A 17417-nucleotide genomic window follows, 5' to 3' on the forward strand; every position below is an offset into this window, starting at 1 on the left:
TACCGAGCGTTCAGAGGGTCGTGCAGACGGTTCCGTTGAGCTTGAAGACGGCGGGCAACACGTTCGGGCCGCTGTAGTTGCCGACGAACCCGATCGTGGTCGACGCCCCGGTGGGCAGCGAGCCGTTGCCGGCCTCGTTGACCACCTTGACGTCCTGCCCCTTCTGCGTCCATCCGCCGCTCCAGCCGCTGCCGAGGCTCTGCCACGGCCTGGGCCAGCCGAAGGTCAGGGTCCAGCCGTTGATCGCGGCGCCGTTGTTGGTGATGTCGATGCCGCCGACGTAGCCGCTGCCCCAGTCGTTCTGGTTGGTCAGTCGTACGGTGCAGGAACTGGCGGCGGGCGTGCCGGTGGTGAAGGTCAGCGGCGGGGAGGCCCAGGAGTGGCCGCCGGCGCTGTCCCGGGCGATCACGTTGACCGTGTAACGCGTGCCCGGCTTCAGGTTGCGGGCCGTGAACGAGGTGCCGGCGGTCTCGCCGAGCTGCTCGGTGACGGCGCCGAGCTGGCGGTGGACCTCGTACTTCACGATCGGGCGGGCGCCGGCGGAGGCGGCGGGCCAGGAGATCGCGGCGGTCGTGTCCGTCACGTTCGCCGCGCCGGGCTGTCCCGGCGTGCCGGGCAGGGCGGGCTGGGCGGTGGCGGGGCGCACCACGATCGTGGTCATCGAGAGCGGCGGCAGCGTCTGGCTGGTCGCGGTGCCCGTGGCCGAGGTGGCGATGCTCGTGGCGCCGTTGGTGTGGGTACGCACGCTGGGCGCCCCGGCGGCCGGCCGGAAGCCCTCGTAGCCGAGGGTGACGGGATGGGCCGTGCTGGACGAGGTGTTGATCAGCAGGACCGCCACGTCGCCGTTGGGGCGACGGGCGGCGTGCGCGACCACGTCGGACCGGCCGGCGGCGGCGCGGATGAACTGGTCGCCGGGCCGGGCGAACAGGCTCGTCATCTGGAGCGCGTAGTACGGCGCGAAGGGGGTGTTCAGCGCGGGCTCGCAGACGCTGCCGTCGGAGGTGCAGGTGGCACTCGACAGCAGGCCGAAGTCGCCGTAGTCGGTGTGCCCCGCGACCTGCGTGACGGGGCCGATGCCGTTGTGCACGTTCCACCAGTTGACCGCGAACACCCCGTTGGCCAGCAGCGTCGCGTAGGCGTCGGCGGCGGCCAGGGCGCCCGGCTGGGTGGTCGTTCCGGCGCTGCTGGACCCGGTGTTGAACTCGGTCATCGCGATGCCGATCCGCTCGGAGCCGGGGCCGGCGTACTTCGCGATCTGCTCCCGGGTGAGCTGGATCATGTCGGGCACGTGGGCCGCCCGGTCGAGTGCGCCGGGGTACCAGTGCACGATCACGAAGTCGATCTTCTGACCGGCGGCGGACAGGACGACCTTGTTCCACGTCCCGGCATCGCCGGCGCCGACGAGCCCGTCGGGCCAGTTCGCGGACGTGGTCAGCACCGCGCCGATCTTGATCTTGGGATCGACCGCCTTCATCGCGTCGGCGTAGGCGACGACGTGGCGGGCGTACTCGGCCGGGCTCTTGTCGGCGTGGTCGTCCGCCTCCCAGGCGGTGCCGTAGTGACCGTTGCCGTAGTTCTCGTTGCCGATCTCCCAGTACTTGACGCCGTAGCGCTTGGTGACGTTGGCGTACCGCACCCAGGCCGCGGCCTCCTCGGCGGTGCCGGTGCCGTAGTTGGCGGTCACCATCGCCTGCGCCCCGGTACGTCGCACGCCGCGCATGAAGGTGTCGAAGTCGGTGTTGGGGGCCACGTAGCCGCCGGGGGCGGTGTGGTCGGCCCAGTGGTAGATGTCGGAGTAGGAGCCGCCGGGATAGCGCAGCAGCTTGACCCCGGCGTCCTTCAGGCGGTCGGCGGTCTCGTCCGTGCCCAGATTGGTGTCCCAGATCGCGTGGTTGGTGGCGATGCCGGTCTCGGGGACGGTGGCGAGCCCGGCCCGCGCGTTGACGGTCACGGCGATCGGTGTGTCGTCGGCGGCGACGGCTGGGGCCGTGGGGGCGTTCAGGGTGGTCAGTGCCAGCAAGAGGGCTGTGGCGGCTCGTAACGGCGTTCGTGGCATCGGCGTACCTCGTCCTGGGTAGCGGAATTCACTCGACACCCCCGCCTGACCAGGAGGCACCATGATCATGAAGGGTGGCGGCACGCCCGTCAACCGAGGCTGAAAGTTTCACGCCGCTGCGCTAGGCGGGCTGGACCGGGCAGGGCTCGAACAGCCGGCGGGTGCCGGTGGCGCGGGCGGCCGGGTCGGTGAAGCGGCACCCGTAGTCCGGGGCCGCCACCACGGCCGGATCGGCCACCGGGTCCCCGGCCGGTCGCACCCCATGGCGCTCCCACCTGACCAGGTCGTCCCAGGCGGCCCCGACCTCGGCGGGGCTGAACTCGCAGTGCCCCACCGCCCGGATCGCGCGCTGCACCAGCATCCCGCCGCGCCCCTGCCGATTCACGTCGGCGCGGTAGTCCTGCTCCATCGAGAACGGCACGAAGTTGTCACCCAGGTTGTGCAGCGAGAGCACGGGCACGCCGATCCTGCCGGTGACGGCGGGCACGGCGGTCAGCTTCTGCGTCCTGCGCGCCACCGGGTCCTGCGGGGGCACCCGCCGCACGCTCGCGTCGACGTCCACCGGCGAGGACGGCCGGTAGCGGGTGCCGAGGTTCGTCGCCACCCGCCCCGGCTCCTGTGCCAGGGTGCCGTCCCCGTCCGGCCCGGCCAGCCCGAACAGGTAGTCCTGCCAGTACGCGAAGGCCGCCTGGGCACCCGGACGCTCGCCGCCGGTGAGGTTGACGACGACGGCCCGGAACTGCTCGCCGAGCGCGTTCGCCGGCCCGCCGAGCCCCAGCCGCCGCTGGATCTCCGGCACGGCGGAGGTCGCGTAGTCCGCCGGGAACGGATAGGCCGGCACGTCCGCCAGGTCCTGCGCGACGAGGTGGAAGTCCAGGAAGAAGTCGAACAGCTCGTGGTCGCCGAGCACCCCGCACATCGGCAGGGCCGCGTCGTAGTAGCCGGGATACTCCTCGATCGAGCGGGCCGTGACGTGCCCGCCCATGGACACCCCGGCCAGATACGTCCTGCGCGGCTTGCCCACCACGCGCCGGAAGTGGTCGGCCAGGTCACGGGTGCTGAGCACGCCGGCCCGTACGTCATAGTCGTTGGCGTAGTAGGAGGAGGCGGCCCACGCGTAGCCCTGGTCCAGCAGGCGCTGGCGCAACCCGTACCCGGGCGGGTCCACGGTGAGCACCCTGGTGTCGCCGCGGAACCCGTGGGCCCACATCAGCAGGTCGCCGTTCCACCGTGGCGGCACCTCGATCTCGTAGGCCGCGTGCCCGTGCACGCCCTGCAGCACCCGGCTAGGCCGCCCTTGCACGATCGCGGGCTCCAGCGGCGGGTTGTCGATCGTGTACCCGGGCAGCGGCCGGTCCCCGCGCACCCGGTCGTCGACCGCCGCGTCCGCGGTGGTGGCGATGAGCAGGACGGCGGACAGCACGATGGCGGGCAGGGTCAGGCTCCGACGGCGCATCTGCCGTCACCTCCGGGGGACCTGTGTGAACGGCTGGGGTGATTCGTTCATACTCCGGCAGCCCCGCCGGAGGAAGGGCCCGTCGCCAGGATGCGCGCGATTCGGGCCGCGCCTCGGATCGTGGCCGCTGTTCGACCAGGGGATGATCGGTATACCGTCGTCCGGTACGCCCCCTCCAAGGAGACGCCAACCGTGCGATCCCGAGTGCTGGCCGCCCTGGCGGCCTCGATGGCCGTCGCGACGGCCCTCGTCACCATTCACACCGTTCCCGCCCAGGCCCGATCGGCCGCCCGCACCGCCCCCGCGGCGGCCCAGGACGACCTCCTCGACCGGCTCAGGGCCATCCCCGGACTCACCGTCGTGTCGGAGACCCAGCCGACCGGCTACCGGTTCTTCGTGCTGTCCTACACCCAGCCGATCGACCACAGGAACCCGCGCAAGGGGACCTTCCAGCAGCGGCTCACCCTGCTGCACCGCTCGGCCGAGGCCCCCGTCGTGCTCTACACCGGCGGATACGGCCTGCCGGTGAACCCGGCGGCCTCACGTACCGAGCCGACCCAGCTGGTCGACGGCAACCAGGTCTCCGTCGAGCACCGCTTCTTCCGCTCCTCGCGCCCGTCCCCCGCCGACTGGAACGACCTGAACATCTGGCAGGAGGCGACCGACGAGCACCGCATCGTCCAGGCGCTCAAGACGATCTACAGCGGCAAGTGGATCCAGACGGGTGCCAGCAAGGGCGGCATGACCTCGGTCTACCACCGGCGCTTCTACCCCGGCGACGTGGACGGCGTCGTGGCCTACGTCGCCCCGAACGACCCGGTGAACCCCGCGGACCGCCAGTACGACGACTTCTTCGCCGGTGTCGGCCCGAAGGCCTGCCGGACGGCGGTGGAGAACGTACAGCGTGAGGCGCTCAAGCGGCGCGACCGCATGGTGGCGCTCCTGGAGGCCGACGCCCAGCGCAACGGCTACACCTTCGCCAGGACCCTCGGCACCGTGGACCGGTCGTTCGAGATGACGATCCTGGACACGGCCTGGGCGTTCTGGCAGTACTCCACCGAGGCCGACTGCCCCTCCGTGCCGCCCACCACGGCTACGGACGAGGAGCTGTACGCCTGGATCGACAACGTCACCTTCTTCGGCTTCTACACCGACCAGGGCCTGGACTACTACCTCCCGTACTACTACCAGTCCGCCAGTCAGCTCGGCTGGCCCGACCTCCGGTTCGAGCACCTGCGCGGGCTGACCCGTTACCGCGAGCTCTACCAGCCCAACTCGATGCTCCCCGCCGAGCTGCGCTCCCGGCACGATCCGCGGCCGATGCTCGACGTGGACCACTGGGTGCGTACGAAGTCGGAGCGGATGATGTTCATCTACGGCCAGAACGACCCGTGGAGCGCCGAACGCTTCACCCCGAGCCGGCATGACTCCTCCCTGTACGTCGCGCCGGGCGCCAACCACGGCGCCAACATCGCCCGGCTGTCCGAGGCGGAGCGGATCGCGGCCACGGACACCCTGCGGCGCTGGGCGGGCTGGTCGCCACCGGCGCGGCGCCTCCCGCAGACGGACCAGCTCCCGACCGACGACATGCTCCCCCAGCGCCGCACCTCCTGACGCCGGCCGAGGCACCCCAGTGCCCCGGCTTCTGCCCGCCGGATTCGGGTGGGTCAGGTGGCGGGGCGCTGGATCGGCTGGTGTTCCGTGCGGAAGATCAGCGTGGTCTGGAGGTGGAAGATCTCCTGGCGGACCAGGAACTTCTCCAGCACCAGCCGGTGCAGGTGATCGGCGTCGGGCACGGCGACGTGGACGAGGAAGTCGTCCGGCCCGGCCGTGTGGAAGAGGGCGATCGTCTCGGGCAGGCCCAGCACGAAAGCGCGCAGCGGCTCGACGAGCTGGCTGGTGTGCGGGCGGACCCGCAGCGCCAGCAGCGCGTGCAGCGGCCGGCCGAGCTCGGAGACGTCCACCTCGGCGCGGAAGCCGGTGATGATCCCGCGGGCGCGCAGGCCGCGCACCCTTTCCAGCGCGGTGGAGGGGGCCACGCCGACGCGGGCGGCCAGGTCCTTGTTGGGCAGCCGCGCATCGTTCTGCAGCTCCCGGAGAATGGCCAGGTCCACCGAATCCAGTTCGCCCTTCATCGCCAATATGCTTCCATAATTCGGCATATATGGCGATTTATCGATGATCTGCGCATCATTTCCAAGTATGTGGGACGTTGCAGATTTTGAAGCGGCGGCGTACACGACCGTGGCGCAGCTGTCGGCGTACGTGGCCGCGAGCGGCCGCGGACACGAACCCGTGGTCAGGACCCGCCCGCCCGCCGAGCTCGCCGCGGCCATGGACCTGCGGCGGTGGCTGCGCGAGGGCGGCATGGACCAGGACACCTACCGCGGGTTCCTGGCCACCTACCTGGCCGAGGGCACGCGGCTCCACCATCCCGCGTACCTGGGTCACCAGTGTGCGGCGCCGGACTTCCCGGCGGCGCTCGCCGACTTCGTGCACGGCGCCGTCAACAACCCGATGGCCATCTACGAGATGGGCGCCTCGGCGGCGACGGTGGAGTTCGAGGTGCTGCGCTGGATGCTGGAGAAGGCCGGGTTCGGCCCCGGGGGCGGCGGTGTGCTCACCCATGGCGGGTCGCTGGCCAACCTGACGGCGCTGCTCGCCGCGCGGGCGGCGGTCACCCCCGCGGCCTGGGAGGACGGCGTGCCCGGCGACCTCGCGCTGCTCGTGCCGCCCTCCGCGCACTATTCGGTGACCCGCGCCGCCGCGATCCTGGGCCTGGGCCGGCGCTCGATCTTCCCGCTGGAGGTGGACGCGCTGGGCCGGATCGACCCGGACCGGCTGCCCGCCGCGCTCGACCGCGTCCTGCGGGCCGGCCGCCGCCCGATGGCCCTGGTCGCCTCCGCCTGCTCCACCGGCACCGGCCTGTACGACGAGCTGCGCCCGATCGGGGAGTTCTGCGCCGACCATGGCCTCTGGTTCCACGTGGACGGCGCGCACGGCGCCTCCGCGCTGCTCAGCGAGGAGCACCGGCACCTGCTCGACGGGCTGGAGACCGCGGACTCGATGATCTGGGACGGGCACAAGATGCTGGGCGTCTCCAGCGTGGCGGCGGCGGTGCTGGTGCGCCGGGAAGGCGATCTGGACCGGGCCTTCCAGCAGGAGGCCAGCTACCTCTTCTACGGCGATCGCGGATTCGACTCGATCGGACGCACCGTCGAGTGCACCAAGGGCGAACTGGGGCTCAAGATCTTCCTCAATCTGGCCTGGCGCGGCGAGCGGGGCCTGGGCGAGCACGTCGCCGCCCGGTACGCCACCGCCCACCGCCTGTGGCGGCTGGCCTCAGAACGGCCCGGCTTCTCCTGCCCGTACGAGCCGCAGAGCAACATCGTCTGCTTCCGGTACGGCTCCGCCGACCTCGACCAGGCCGCCCTGCGCCGGCGCCTGATGGACGACGGCACCTTCTACCTCACCTCGGCCGAGGTCGGCGGCACGCGCCACCTGCGAGCCACCGTGATGAACCCCGCGACCACCGACCAGACCCTCGAAGCCCTCCTCGACGCGGTCACCAAGGCCGCGAACTAGTAGACCGTCCGCACAAGCACGAATGGCAATGCGACGGTCACCCAATGTCAGCGATGACCGTCGCGGAATCATGGCCGCATCAGAGCACGAAAACGGTACAATCAGGCATGTAATCCCATAAAACGGTCACGTCATCCAGAAGTTGACGTACTCACACCATGACGCACATCGGGCGGGAGGGCCACGGCCATCCTGCCCGAACCGTACTTCCCCCGCCAAGCGATCCCGCGTACCCGAGGGAGGAAGGATGACGTGGAGCAGGAAGAACCCAAGCGCGAAGCGGGCGATCGGCGGCCGGCCCGTCGTGACCGTGCGAAAACAGTAAGTAGTCAACGCATGACAGGATCGCCGGGCCTCATCCACGCGCTCGCCGCCCCCGATCGTCTCAAGGCCCTCGAACGGGTCACCACGATCGAGGCGCTGGCCAGGGAGACGCTCGACCGCTCGGCCCGGCTGGCCGCCCGGCTCCTCGACGTTCCCGTGGTGCTGGTCACGTTCGTGGAGACCGACCGGCAGCGGGTCGTCCAGCACGTGGGGTCGCGCCATCCCCGGACGGCGGAGCGCATCATGCCCCTGAGCTGGGGTTTCTCCCCCATCGTGGTGATCAGGGAGCAGCCCTTGGTCATCGGGGACGTCCGCTCCCACGCCGCGTACGCTTCCAACCCCGCCGTCGGGCCCACCCGGATGCGTGCCTTCGCCGGCGTTCCGCTGGTCCTGGACGGGCAGGCGGTCGGGACGATGTGCGCCGTACACACCCGGCCCCACCGCTGGACCACCGACCAGCTCCGCACCCTCGGGGAGCTGGCCACGGCGGCCATGTCCGAGATCCGCCTGCAGCTCGAGTTCTCGGCGACCAGCCGGCTGAGCGCGCAGGCCGAGGCCACCCGCAGGCGCTCGCAGCAACTTCAGGGTCTGGCCCAGGCCAGTATCGAGATCAACTCCGCGAGCTCGCTCGCCGAGGCCCTGAACACCGTCACGGAGAAGGCCCGCAAGCTGATCGGCGCGCACCAGTCGACGTCGAGCCTGACCCGCAGCCGATCATGGGCCCAGACGGTCACCGCCACCTCGCTGTCGGACAAATACGCCGCCTGGCGCGGCTTCGATGCCGCTCCCACCGGTGAGGGCATCTACGCCCAGGTGTGCAGCGGCAACCAGACGATGCGGCTGAGCCAGGAAGAGCTCGAAGCGCAGCCGGGATGGCGCGGCTTCGGCGAATACGCGGACCGGCACCCGCCGATGCGCGGCTGGCTGGCCGTGCCGCTGATCGCTTCCGACGGCGGCAACCTGGGCCTGATCCAGGTCTCCGACAAGATGGACGGCGGCGACTTCACCATCGACGACGAGGCGATCCTCACCCAGCTCGCCGAGCTGGCCGCCTCCTGCATCGAGAAGACCGCGGCGCTGGACAAGCAGCGCGAGATCGCCCGTACGCTGCAGCAGAGCCTGCTGCCCCCGCACCTGCCGGACATCCCCGGCGTGGAGCTGGCCGCGCGTTATCACTCCGCCGACGACGAGTCCCAGGTGGGCGGGGACTTCTACGACGTGTTCCAATCGCGTGACGGCCGCTGGGGGATCATCCTCGGCGACGTCTGCGGCAAGGACACCGAGGCGGCGAGCCTCACCGCGCTCGTCCGTCACACCGCTCGCGCGGCCTTGATGATCGACCCGGACCCGGCCCATGTCGCCCGCGTGCTCAACGACGCCGTACGGACGCACGCCACCGAACGCTTCTGCACCCTGATCTACCTCACCCTGTGCGCGGAGGGCGACGGGCTCCACGTCGACATGGCGGTGTGCGGGCACCCGCTGCCGCTCCGCGTGGACCGGCGCGGCGCCGTACGCGAGGTCGGCGAGCCCGGCCCGCTGATCGGCGTGCTGTCCCGGCTCTCCGTGCGGACCACCCGCTTCGCCATGTCGCCAGGGGACACGCTGATGCTCTTCACCGACGGCATCACCGAGGCCCGCCGGCACGGCCCCATGTTCGGCGAGACCATGCTCCCCGCCCTGCTCAAAGGCTCGGCGACGATGCCGCTGCCCGAACTCGCCGACACCGTCAGCCAGGCGGCGCTGGACTATCAGGGCGGGCGGCTGAACGACGACATCGCGACCCTGTTCGTCCGCGCGGCACCCGGCGGAGGCGTCCGCGCGGCACCCGGCGGAGCCTGACGCCCGATCTCAGGGGACTCGGCCGACGCCGCAGAGGATGTCGGCGCCGCCGGGGCCGGCGAGCGAGGGGTCGAGGACCTCGGCACGCCACTCGGTGGTCGACACCAGGCCCGGCTCCATCAGCTCCAGCCCCTCGAAGAAGCCGGCCACCTGCTCGCGCGTGCGCGGCGTCAGGTTCCCGGCGCTGGTCCTGCTGTAGACCTCGCGCCCCTCACCCACCACGTCACCCTCCAACTCCCCCACGGTCACGTGGGAGATGATCAGGTAACTGCCGGAGGGCAGGACCTCGCGAACGCCCCGGACGAGGCCCTCCACCACGTCGTCGTCCGGGATGAAGTGCAGCACGGCCAGCATCAGCACGGCCAGGGGCTGCCCGAAGTCGAGGTGGCCGGTGATCTCGGGATGGCCGAGTACGGCCTTGGGCTCGCGCATGTCGGCCTCCACCACGATGGTGTCGGCGTTCTCCGCCAGCAGGGCACGGGCATGCACCAGCACGATCGGGTCGTTGTCGACGTAGACCACCCGTGAGCCGGGCGAGACGCGGGCCGCCACCTGGTGCACGTTCTCCTGTGTGGGCAGGCCGGTGCCGAGGTCGAGGAACTGCCGGATCCCGCTCTCGGCCACCGCGTGCACGGCCCGGCCCAGGAACGCCCGGTTGGCCTGGGCGATCTCCTTGGCGTTGGGCGAGAGCTGCATGATGTGCGCGGCGGCAGCCCGGTCGGCGGCGAAGTTGTCCTTGCCGTCCAGCAGGTAGTCGTACATCCGGGCCACGCTCGGCACCGTCGGATCCACCCCTGCGGGAACCCACTCCTGCTCGGTCATGCTCCTCCTCGTCCTCACGCTCGGTTCCGGATCTCCAAGAATCATTGCATCGGCAAGGAATCAGCCCGTGGCAGGGGTACGCCTCCCCGCGATCAGTGCAGGTCGATCGGGGGCCGGACAAATCGGAGCCGGGCGCCGAGGTGATGCCGCTGCCCCCGGCCCTTCGCGCCACCCATGGCTTCGTGCGCCGTGGTGAAGGTCCCTTGACCCCACCACTCCTCCGGTGGCCGTTTCCCGCGTGGGCACCGGGTTCCTCCCCTTGAGTTGGTAACGGCACCTTACCAGCGGGTATTGTCGAAAGCGTTATGGTGTGTAGCACATCGTGACCGTCCATCCCCCATCGGACGTCCAGCTCAACCAGGCCCGTACGCGAGCCCCCAGGGACCGTACGGTCCGCCGGCCGAGGGGATCGGAGGATGAACGCAAGTCACAACAGCTCCATCACCGCCCGCATCACGCTCTTCACCGGCGTGGTGGCGGCTCTCATGTGCACCTTGCTCGCGGTCGTCCTGATGATCGCCATCCATCGCTTCGCCACCGGCGAACTGACGGAGGAGGTCCGCGCGACCAGCGGCCGGGTGGCCCTGAACGTCGAGCAGCAGGACGTGCTGGACTACCCGCTCGCCCACCGGTCGTCCCGCAACGTCCAGATCGTCGACAACCACGGGCGCGTCGTCACCTCGACCCCCGAGCTGCGCGGCCGGCCGCCCATGGCGACGCTGACCCCCGACGCCGGGACCAGCGACGCGGTCGTGTGCGACGGGGTCTTCGGGCCCGGCAGGTGCGACATCGTGGTGGCTCAGTCGGCCCATCGGCCGGAGGGGACCTGGACCGTCTACACCTCCTCGCCTGCGATCCCCGTGTGGGTCGAGCCCTGGCTCGCCGCTCTGGTGACCGGCTCGGCGATCGTACTCGCCCTGTCCGTCACCTACCTCGGCAACCGCATCGTCACCGCCTCGCTCCGGCCGGTCAGCGCCATCCGGAGGGAGCTCGACGAGATCAACGCCTCCTGTCCCGGCCGCCAGGTGCCCGTACCGGGCAGCGACGACGAGATTCACGAACTGGCCGACAGCATCAACCACACGCTGACCCGGCTGGAGGCCGCGATGGAGCAGCAGCGCCAGTTCGCCTTCGACGCCTCCCACGACCTGAGAAGCCCGATCGCCGCCATGCGCGCGGAGGTGGAGGACGCCCTGATGGCGCCGCAGGAGACGAGCGTGCCCATCCTCGGCACCACCGTACTGACCAGCCTTGACCGCCTGGAGTCGATCGTCTCCGACCTGTTGACCATCGCCCGGCTGGACGCGGGCACGCCGAGCGCGCGTGTGCCGGTCAACCTGGCCGAACTGGTGGACGAGGAGTGCCGGATGCGCCACCAGACCACCAAGCGCATCGTCTGCCGCCTCGACCCCGGCGTGGTGGTGCTGAGCGACCGGCTGCGCCTGGGCCGCCTGTTCACCAACCTGCTCGACAATGCCGACCGGCACGCCGAACGCACGATCAGCGTCAACGTACGGCAGGTCGCCGGCGAGGAGCCGGGCGGCCCGCGCTGCCCCCAGGGTGTGGCGGTGCTGGAGGTGATCGACGACGGGCCGGGCATCGAGCCGGACAAGCGCGAGCTGGTGTTCCAGCGGTTCGCCCGGCTGGACGCCGCCCGCAGCAAGGACGCCGGCGGCACCGGCCTGGGCCTCCCGATCGCCCGGCAGATCGCCGAGGCCGACGGGGGAACCCTGCGGATCGAGGACAGCGACCGCGGTGCCTGCTTCACCCTCCGCCTCCCCCGCCACCCCAAACCCCCGGCCCCCACACCCCCGACCGGCCCGGTGGTCACCGAGATCGCACCGGACTGACCCCGCCACCCGGATAACGTAGACCGGTGGCGGCTCGGCCTTGGCAGGAGTCCTCTGATGGAATACCAGTCAGTAAGTTTCGTGGATCCGCTCCCTGAGGCCAGAATTTCTCCTATGACCCCTTCACCGCTTACGTCCGGTGACCCCCAACGGTTAGGAGACCTGGAACTCCTCGGCAGACTGGGCGCAGGTGGACAGGGCGTCGTCTATCTGGCCACGGACTCCACGGGAGCGCGCGTCGCCGTGAAGTGGCTGCGGCAGGACCAGTCGGACGACGCCGCCAACCTCGGGCGTTTCCTGCGCGAGGCGGAGGTCGCCCAGCGGGTCGCCCCGTTCTGCACCGCCGCCGTGCTCGGCACGGGCGTCGAGCAGGAGCGGCCGTACATCGTGAGCGAGTTCGTCGAGGGCCTGTCCCTGCAGCAGGCGGTGCAGCAGGACGGCCCGCGCACCGGCGCGGCGCTGGACCGGCTGGCCATCGGCACCGCCACCGCGCTGGCCGCGATCCACCAGGCCGAGATCGTGCACCGGGACTTCAAGCCGGCCAACGTCATCCTCGCCGCGGACGGCCCACGTGTGATCGACTTCGGCATCGCGCGCGCTCTCTCGGCCACCTCCACGTTCAGCAACACGCCGATCGGGACGCCCGCGTACATGTCTCCCGAGCAGATCAACGGGGCCGCGGTCGGGCCGGCCTCCGACCTGTTCTCCTGGGCCGGCACGATGGTCTTCGCCTCCTGCGGGCGGCCGCCGTTCGGCGACGGCCCGCCGCAGCCGCTGATCAACCGGGTGTTCACCGCCCAACCGGACCTGGGCCGGCTCGACGGGCCGCTGCGCGACGTGGTGCGGAGGTGCCTGGCCAAGGATCCGGCCGCACGGCCGACGGCCGAGCAGGTGATCCGGCTGCTGCTGGGCCATCCGGTGCCCGACGCCAACCTCCTCGTACGGGGGGCCGAGCAGGCCGCGGTGAGCGGCCGGCCCACCCTGGAGCCGAGGCGGAACAGGCGGCCGCTCGCCATCGGCCTCGCCGCCGCGGCCGCCCTGGTGCTGGCGGCGGCCGTCACCGTGCCCACGATGCTACGGAACGACCCGGCCGCGACCGGCTCCACGACGGCACCCGCCACCGGGACCACTTCCGGGCAGCCGGAGACCTCGACGCCGCCCCCGACGGCCCCGGCCACGCTGACGAGGACGACGCTGCCCGGTGGGTCGATCAGGCTCTACGAGCGCCCGGCCGATCGGGTCACGCTGACGGCGTACGAGGTCTACGACAAGAAGCTCAAGGACGACATCGACTACGCCAGGCAGTCGCTGCACGGCTCCTTCGAGCGGTACCCGGAGAACTGGGAGTCCCTCGTATCCCCCGACGGCCGCTATCTCGCCGGACGGGCCCAGGAGTACACCTCGGACGACTACGACTCGGTCCTGTTCACCGACAGGCAGGCGGGCTCCACCTTCCGGGTCAAGACCGTGAAGGAGCCGCTGATCTCCACCATCCGCTCCTGGTCAAAGGACGGCTCCAAGCTCCTGCTCAATATCGACCGGAAGACCAGGGGCGAGGACGGCAAGGACGAGTGGGTCTCCCTGGGCTTCGCCGTCGTGGACGTGCCCCGGGCCGAGGTGAGCGTGGTCAACGTGGCCGACGACTCGGTCCGGGGCTCCGACTTCGGCTGGGACGGCCACGACGACGGCGTGGTCATCGGCTACGGCGACGACGCGGGACTGCGCTTCTTCGACCTGTCCGGCAAGGCCACCCACCAGGTGGCGGGGGTCGGGCCGCTCGCGTCCGGCACCACGGAGCTCTTCTCCCCCTCGGGCAAGCTGTTCGTGACCGAATGCCCGACAGGCGGCGACGGCGAGACCTGCGTCTGGGCCACCGACACCGGTAAGAAGGTCCGCGAGTTCTCCTCCGACTGCGACAAGGTGCTCGGCTGGTACGACGAGTCACACCTCTTCTGCTGGGAACAGGACAACAACGCCACCCACAACGAGGTCCGGGTCGTGGCGTTCGACGGGAAGCTGACGCGCAAGCTGCTGGAGACCTCGAACAAGCTGGACTTCACTCCCTACTTCACGGTCACGCCCGCCGGCGGCTCCTGAGCCGGTGATCGCCTACCCGCCCTGCTGGGATCCGCGGTCGGGGCGGGGCCAGGGGCGGCCGCCGAGGCGTTCGACGTCGGTGTTGAACCGCTTCAGGTAGGCGGCGAAGGCGGCGACCTCCTCCGGGGTCCAGTCGGCCATCACCCGCTCCAGGCCGCGGATGTTCCTGGCCCGTTCGTCGTCGAGATAGCGCTCGCCCGCCTCGGTGAGGCGGAACTTGCGGGCGATCCCGCCCTCGGGGTCGGGGATGCGCTCGGCCAGCCCGTCGCGGAGCAGGGCGGAGGTGTGCCGGTTGAGGGTGGACACGTCGAGGCCGAACGCCTCGCTGAGCTGCCCGATGGACATCATGCCCTCCATCCGGATGCGGCTGAGCAGGATGTACGCGCTGCGATCCGGGTGCCGGTGCCTCCCGAGCAGCATGGTCTCGTACTCGATCAGGTGTGTGGGCTTGTCCACCCCGGTCCCTCCCTCCTGGTGCGCGCCAGCATATCGAGCACCCCGATGTGTAACCCCCACAGTGTGTGCATTTAACACACTATGTGTAGAGTGCACACCGCTTCAGTGTCACAAGAGAAAACGGGGGATCTGCGTGGAAGAGCCACCTATCAGCGCCCGCCCCAACGGCGTCGTCACCGTGATGGCGGCGGCCGGCATCGTCGCCTCACTCACCCAGACCCTGGTCGTGCCCCTGATCGGCCAGTTGCCGACCCTGCTGCACACCACGGCGTCCAACGCCTCCTGGGTGATCACGGTCACGCTGCTCGCCGGAGCGGTGACGACCCCGGTGATGGGCCGGCTGGGCGACCTGTACGGCAAGCGCCGCATGATGCTCATCTGCGCGATCCCCCTGATCCTGGGCTGCGTGGTCTGCGCGGTCGCCGGCTCCCTGACGCCCATGATCATCGGACGTGGACTGCAGGGCATGGGCATGGGCCTGATCCCGCTGGGCATCAGCGCCCTGCGCGACGTGCTGCCGCCGCACCGGCTCGGCCCGGCGATCGCCCTGATGAGCAGTTCCATGGGCATCGGCGGCGCGCTCGGGCTGCCGCTCGCCGCCGCCGTCGCCGAGTACGCGAACTGGCGGGTCCTGTTCTGGGCCACGGCCGTGCTGAGCGTGGCGGTGGCCGGGCTCATCTGGCTGCTGCTGCCGGCCACGCCCGCCACCACCCGGGGGCGCGTGGACGTGGTGGGCGCGCTCGGCCTCGGCGTGGGCCTGGTGTGCCTGCTGCTGGGCTTCTCCAAGGGCGCCGACTGGGGCTGGTCGAGCGGCCTCACGCTCGGGCTGCTGGCCGCCGCGGTGGTCGTGCTCCTAGCCTGGGGCTGGTGGGAGCTGCGGAACAGGGACCCGCTGGTCGACCTGCGCGTCACCGCCCGGCCACAGGTCCTGCTGACCAACCTGGCCTCGATCGTCGTCGGCTTCTCGATGTACGCCCAGTCGCTGATCGTCATCCAGATCCTGCAGCTCCCCACGGCCACCGGATACGGCCTGGGGCAGTCGATGCTCGCTGCCGGCCTGTGGATGGCCCCCTCGGGCCTGATGATGATGATCATCTCCCCGATCGGCGCCCGCCTGTCGGCCGCCCGGGGACCCAAGATCACCCTGATCGTCGGCAGCCTCATCATGGCGGTCGGCTACGGCTCCTCGCTGGCCCTGCTCGGCTCCACCTGGGGGCTGCTGATCGTCACGTGCCTGTGCAACATAGGCGTCGGATTCGCCTACGGCGCGATGCCCGCGCTCATCATGGGTGCCGTGCCGCTGTCGGACACGGCCGCCGCCAACAGCTTCAACTCCCTCATGCGCTCCATCGGCACCACCGTGTCGGCCGCGGTGGTCGGCGTGGTGCTGTCGCAGATGACGGTCAGGTTCGGCCCCGTCACGCTGCCGTCCGAGACCGGTTTCCGTACCGGCATGCTGATCGGCTGCGTCGCCGCGGTGGTGGCCGCCGCGGTCACCATGACCCTCCCGGCCCGCCGCGCCGAAGCCACGGCAGCCGCTCCCGCCGAGTCCCCCGTCCCGGCCGCCAACCGCTGAACGGGGTAGCAGGCCGGACGGCGGACCGGTGGATCGGGTTGCGGCGATGCCGCAGGACGGTCAGGAGAGCAAAGACCAGACCCGTCCGCGAAGTGTCGCCACAACCCGGTCGCCCGGCCGGAACGCGCGTAGTGTGCGACGGGCTACGTCGCCTGCGCGACCTCATGGCGGGTGACGGTCACCGAGAGCCGACGGCCGTCGCCGCCGGGCCCTCATCCTGGTGAGGCCGATTCACCACCAGCCGCCCCAGCCCCAGAAACCCCGCCTGCGACGGTGGCAGAAGCGACGGCGACGCCAGCGACGGCAGCCACCCTCCTGGAAGCCAGCCTGAGACCCATGCGTAATAGCCATGATTCCTCCCCCGTTGGCTGCTCTCCCAAATTCGGACGCTAGCACATATATCCCCATAAACCCGGACATATGGTTGCGATTTCAACGAGACTTGACCCCCGGCTCCATAGGGAAAAATCGCCGCGCTTTCCCTGATCCATCGGCAAACAACCGGCCAAGATAACGTCATCGTCTCAGGTGCTTCCCCCCGTGATCCGTGCCGGTCCGATCCTCGAATACTCGGCAAAGACCTGTGGAGGTGCTCCATGACCAGACGCTTCGCCCTGCCGCTCGCCCTGGCCGCTTCGGTGCTGGCGCTGACCGCCGTCCCCGCCGGCGCCGCGACGGCCATCGAGTACGGGCTCATCGCCGCCCTCGTGTCCCCCTGACCTCCCCGCCCGTCCCGCCGGGGACGGGATCACCCGCCCACCGGCGGGCGCATGCCTTCGAGCCCGAAGGACAGCAGGCGTTCGGCCTGCGCCCGCGAGGTCTGCTCGCCCGCCCACGCGGCCGCGTTGACCAGGGCGTACACGTCCGAGGCCGTGACGTCGCCGCGTACGACACCAGAGGCCTGCGCGCGGTCGAGGATGCGCTGCCCGCCGGCGAGCACCGCCTGGCAGGCGGCGTGCAGGTGTGAGGTCTCGTCCTGGATGCTGCTCATCAGCGACACGGCGAGCCCCCGGTAGACCGTGGCGTGCGCCATCGCCGCCCGCGCCCAGCCGGTCAGCGCCTCGTCCGCGGAGGGGAGATCGAGCAGCTCGCGGGCCGTGTCGGACAGCGCTTGCATGCGATCGCGCAGCAACGCCTCCAGGAGGGCCTGCCGGGTGGGGAAGTGGCTGTAGAGGGTGCCGTTCGCCACCCCGGCGCGCCGGGCGATCTCCTCCAGCGAGGCTTCGACACCGTGCTCGGCGAACACGTCCTTCGCCGCGGCGAGCAGGCGTTCGTAGTTGCGGCGCGCGTCCGCGCGCATCTTGCGCTGCGGCGCCGGGCCGGTGGTCGGCATGGAGGCTCCCGGAGGATTGC

The 17417-nt window shown here is 70.7% G+C and carries 13 protein-coding genes; 7 read left to right on the forward strand and 6 right to left on the reverse strand.

Annotated features, from left to right (window positions below):
• Positions 1-10 precede the first annotated feature (10 nt).
• Both BLS95_RS36730 and BLS95_RS36735 read right to left on the reverse strand, forming a co-directional pair.
• Complete coding sequence (locus BLS95_RS36730) at positions 11-2056, reverse strand: cellulose binding domain-containing protein (RefSeq protein WP_090942480.1); 2046 nt, start codon at positions 2054-2056, stop codon at positions 11-13.
• A 121-nt stretch (positions 2057-2177) separates the two neighbouring features.
• Complete coding sequence (locus BLS95_RS36735) at positions 2178-3512, reverse strand: hypothetical protein (RefSeq protein WP_090942483.1); 1335 nt, start codon at positions 3510-3512, stop codon at positions 2178-2180.
• 192 nt (positions 3513-3704) lie between these two features.
• Here BLS95_RS36735 and BLS95_RS36740 point away from each other — a divergent pair, with 192 nt between their 5' ends.
• Positions 3705-5126 carry a S28 family serine protease gene (locus BLS95_RS36740; RefSeq protein ID WP_245765498.1) on the forward strand — a complete coding sequence of 474 codons (1422 nt, stop codon included), beginning with the start codon at positions 3705-3707 and terminating at the stop codon, positions 5124-5126.
• 53 nt (positions 5127-5179) lie between these two features.
• Here BLS95_RS36740 and BLS95_RS36745 read toward each other — a convergent pair whose 3' ends face one another.
• The gene (locus tag BLS95_RS36745; RefSeq protein ID WP_176993577.1) at positions 5180-5647 is read right to left on the reverse strand and encodes an Lrp/AsnC family transcriptional regulator; all 468 of its coding nucleotides are present in this window, start codon (positions 5645-5647) and stop codon (positions 5180-5182) included.
• Between the two features lie 67 nt (positions 5648-5714).
• Between BLS95_RS36745 and BLS95_RS36750 the strand changes: the two genes are divergently transcribed.
• Complete coding sequence (locus BLS95_RS36750; protein WP_176993578.1) at positions 5715-7097, forward strand: pyridoxal phosphate-dependent decarboxylase family protein; 1383 nt, start codon at positions 5715-5717, stop codon at positions 7095-7097.
• A gap of 336 nt (positions 7098-7433) precedes the next feature.
• Positions 7434-9263, forward strand: a complete 1830-nt coding sequence (locus BLS95_RS36755) for a SpoIIE family protein phosphatase (RefSeq protein WP_090942495.1) — start codon at positions 7434-7436, stop codon at positions 9261-9263.
• 9 nt (positions 9264-9272) lie between these two features.
• On the opposite strand, the gene BLS95_RS36760 is transcribed toward BLS95_RS36755, so the two are convergent.
• Positions 9273-10085: an SAM-dependent methyltransferase gene (locus BLS95_RS36760; protein WP_090942498.1), complete on the reverse strand. Its 813-nt coding sequence runs from the start codon at positions 10083-10085 to the stop codon at positions 9273-9275.
• 416 nt (positions 10086-10501) lie between these two features.
• On the opposite strand from BLS95_RS36760, the gene BLS95_RS36765 reads away from it, so the two are divergent.
• Both BLS95_RS36765 and BLS95_RS57135 read left to right on the forward strand, forming a co-directional pair.
• Positions 10502-11935 carry a sensor histidine kinase gene (locus tag BLS95_RS36765; protein WP_090942501.1) on the forward strand — a complete coding sequence of 478 codons (1434 nt, stop codon included), beginning with the start codon at positions 10502-10504 and terminating at the stop codon, positions 11933-11935.
• A 114-nt stretch (positions 11936-12049) separates the two neighbouring features.
• The gene (locus BLS95_RS57135) at positions 12050-14032 is read left to right on the forward strand and encodes a WD40 repeat domain-containing serine/threonine protein kinase (protein WP_218136161.1); all 1983 of its coding nucleotides are present in this window, start codon (positions 12050-12052) and stop codon (positions 14030-14032) included.
• Between the two features lie 12 nt (positions 14033-14044).
• Here BLS95_RS57135 and BLS95_RS36775 read toward each other — a convergent pair whose 3' ends face one another.
• Entirely contained in the window at positions 14045-14488 is a 444-nt protein-coding gene (locus BLS95_RS36775; RefSeq protein ID WP_245765499.1) for a MarR family winged helix-turn-helix transcriptional regulator, read from the reverse strand.
• Positions 14489-14621: 133 nt separating this feature from the next.
• On the opposite strand from BLS95_RS36775, the gene BLS95_RS36780 reads away from it, so the two are divergent.
• Positions 14622-16064, forward strand: a complete 1443-nt coding sequence (locus BLS95_RS36780) for an MFS transporter (RefSeq protein ID WP_090942503.1) — start codon at positions 14622-14624, stop codon at positions 16062-16064.
• Between the two features lie 596 nt (positions 16065-16660).
• Positions 16661-16783 (forward strand): hypothetical protein, encoded by a 123-nt coding sequence (locus BLS95_RS59230; RefSeq protein ID WP_281250067.1) that lies wholly within the window; start codon positions 16661-16663, stop codon positions 16781-16783.
• Positions 16784-16812: 29 nt separating this feature from the next.
• Here BLS95_RS59230 and BLS95_RS36785 read toward each other — a convergent pair whose 3' ends face one another.
• On the reverse strand, positions 16813-17397 hold the full coding sequence (locus BLS95_RS36785; protein WP_090942506.1) for a TetR/AcrR family transcriptional regulator: 585 nt from the start codon (positions 17395-17397) through the stop codon (positions 16813-16815).
• Between the last annotated feature and the right edge of the window lie 20 nt (positions 17398-17417).

The sequence above is a fragment of the Nonomuraea jiangxiensis genome (assembly GCF_900099965.1).
In the GTDB taxonomy this organism is placed as follows: Bacteria; Actinomycetota; Actinomycetes; order Streptosporangiales; family Streptosporangiaceae; genus Nonomuraea; species Nonomuraea jiangxiensis.

Bases quoted from the DNA above. Each gene is read 5' to 3' on its own strand.
- BLS95_RS36730 (WP_090942480.1), bottom strand. From the start codon at position 2,056: ATGCCACGAACGCCGTTACGAGCCGCCACAGCCCTCTTGCTGGCACTG.
- BLS95_RS36735 (WP_090942483.1), bottom strand. From the start codon at position 3,512: ATGCGCCGTCGGAGCCTGACCCTGCCCGCCATCGTGCTGTCCGCCGTC.
- BLS95_RS36745 (WP_176993577.1), bottom strand. From the start codon at position 5,647: ATGAAGGGCGAACTGGATTCGGTGGACCTGGCCATTCTCCGGGAGCTG.
- BLS95_RS36750 (WP_176993578.1), top strand. From the start codon at position 5,715: ATGTGGGACGTTGCAGATTTTGAAGCGGCGGCGTACACGACCGTGGCG.
- BLS95_RS36755 (WP_090942495.1), top strand. From the start codon at position 7,434: ATGACAGGATCGCCGGGCCTCATCCACGCGCTCGCCGCCCCCGATCGT.
- BLS95_RS36760 (WP_090942498.1), bottom strand. From the start codon at position 10,085: ATGACCGAGCAGGAGTGGGTTCCCGCAGGGGTGGATCCGACGGTGCCG.
- BLS95_RS36765 (WP_090942501.1), top strand. From the start codon at position 10,502: ATGAACGCAAGTCACAACAGCTCCATCACCGCCCGCATCACGCTCTTC.
- BLS95_RS57135 (WP_218136161.1), top strand. From the start codon at position 12,050: ATGACCCCTTCACCGCTTACGTCCGGTGACCCCCAACGGTTAGGAGAC.
- BLS95_RS59230 (WP_281250067.1), top strand. From the start codon at position 16,661: ATGACCAGACGCTTCGCCCTGCCGCTCGCCCTGGCCGCTTCGGTGCTG.
- BLS95_RS36785 (WP_090942506.1), bottom strand. From the start codon at position 17,397: ATGCCGACCACCGGCCCGGCGCCGCAGCGCAAGATGCGCGCGGACGCG.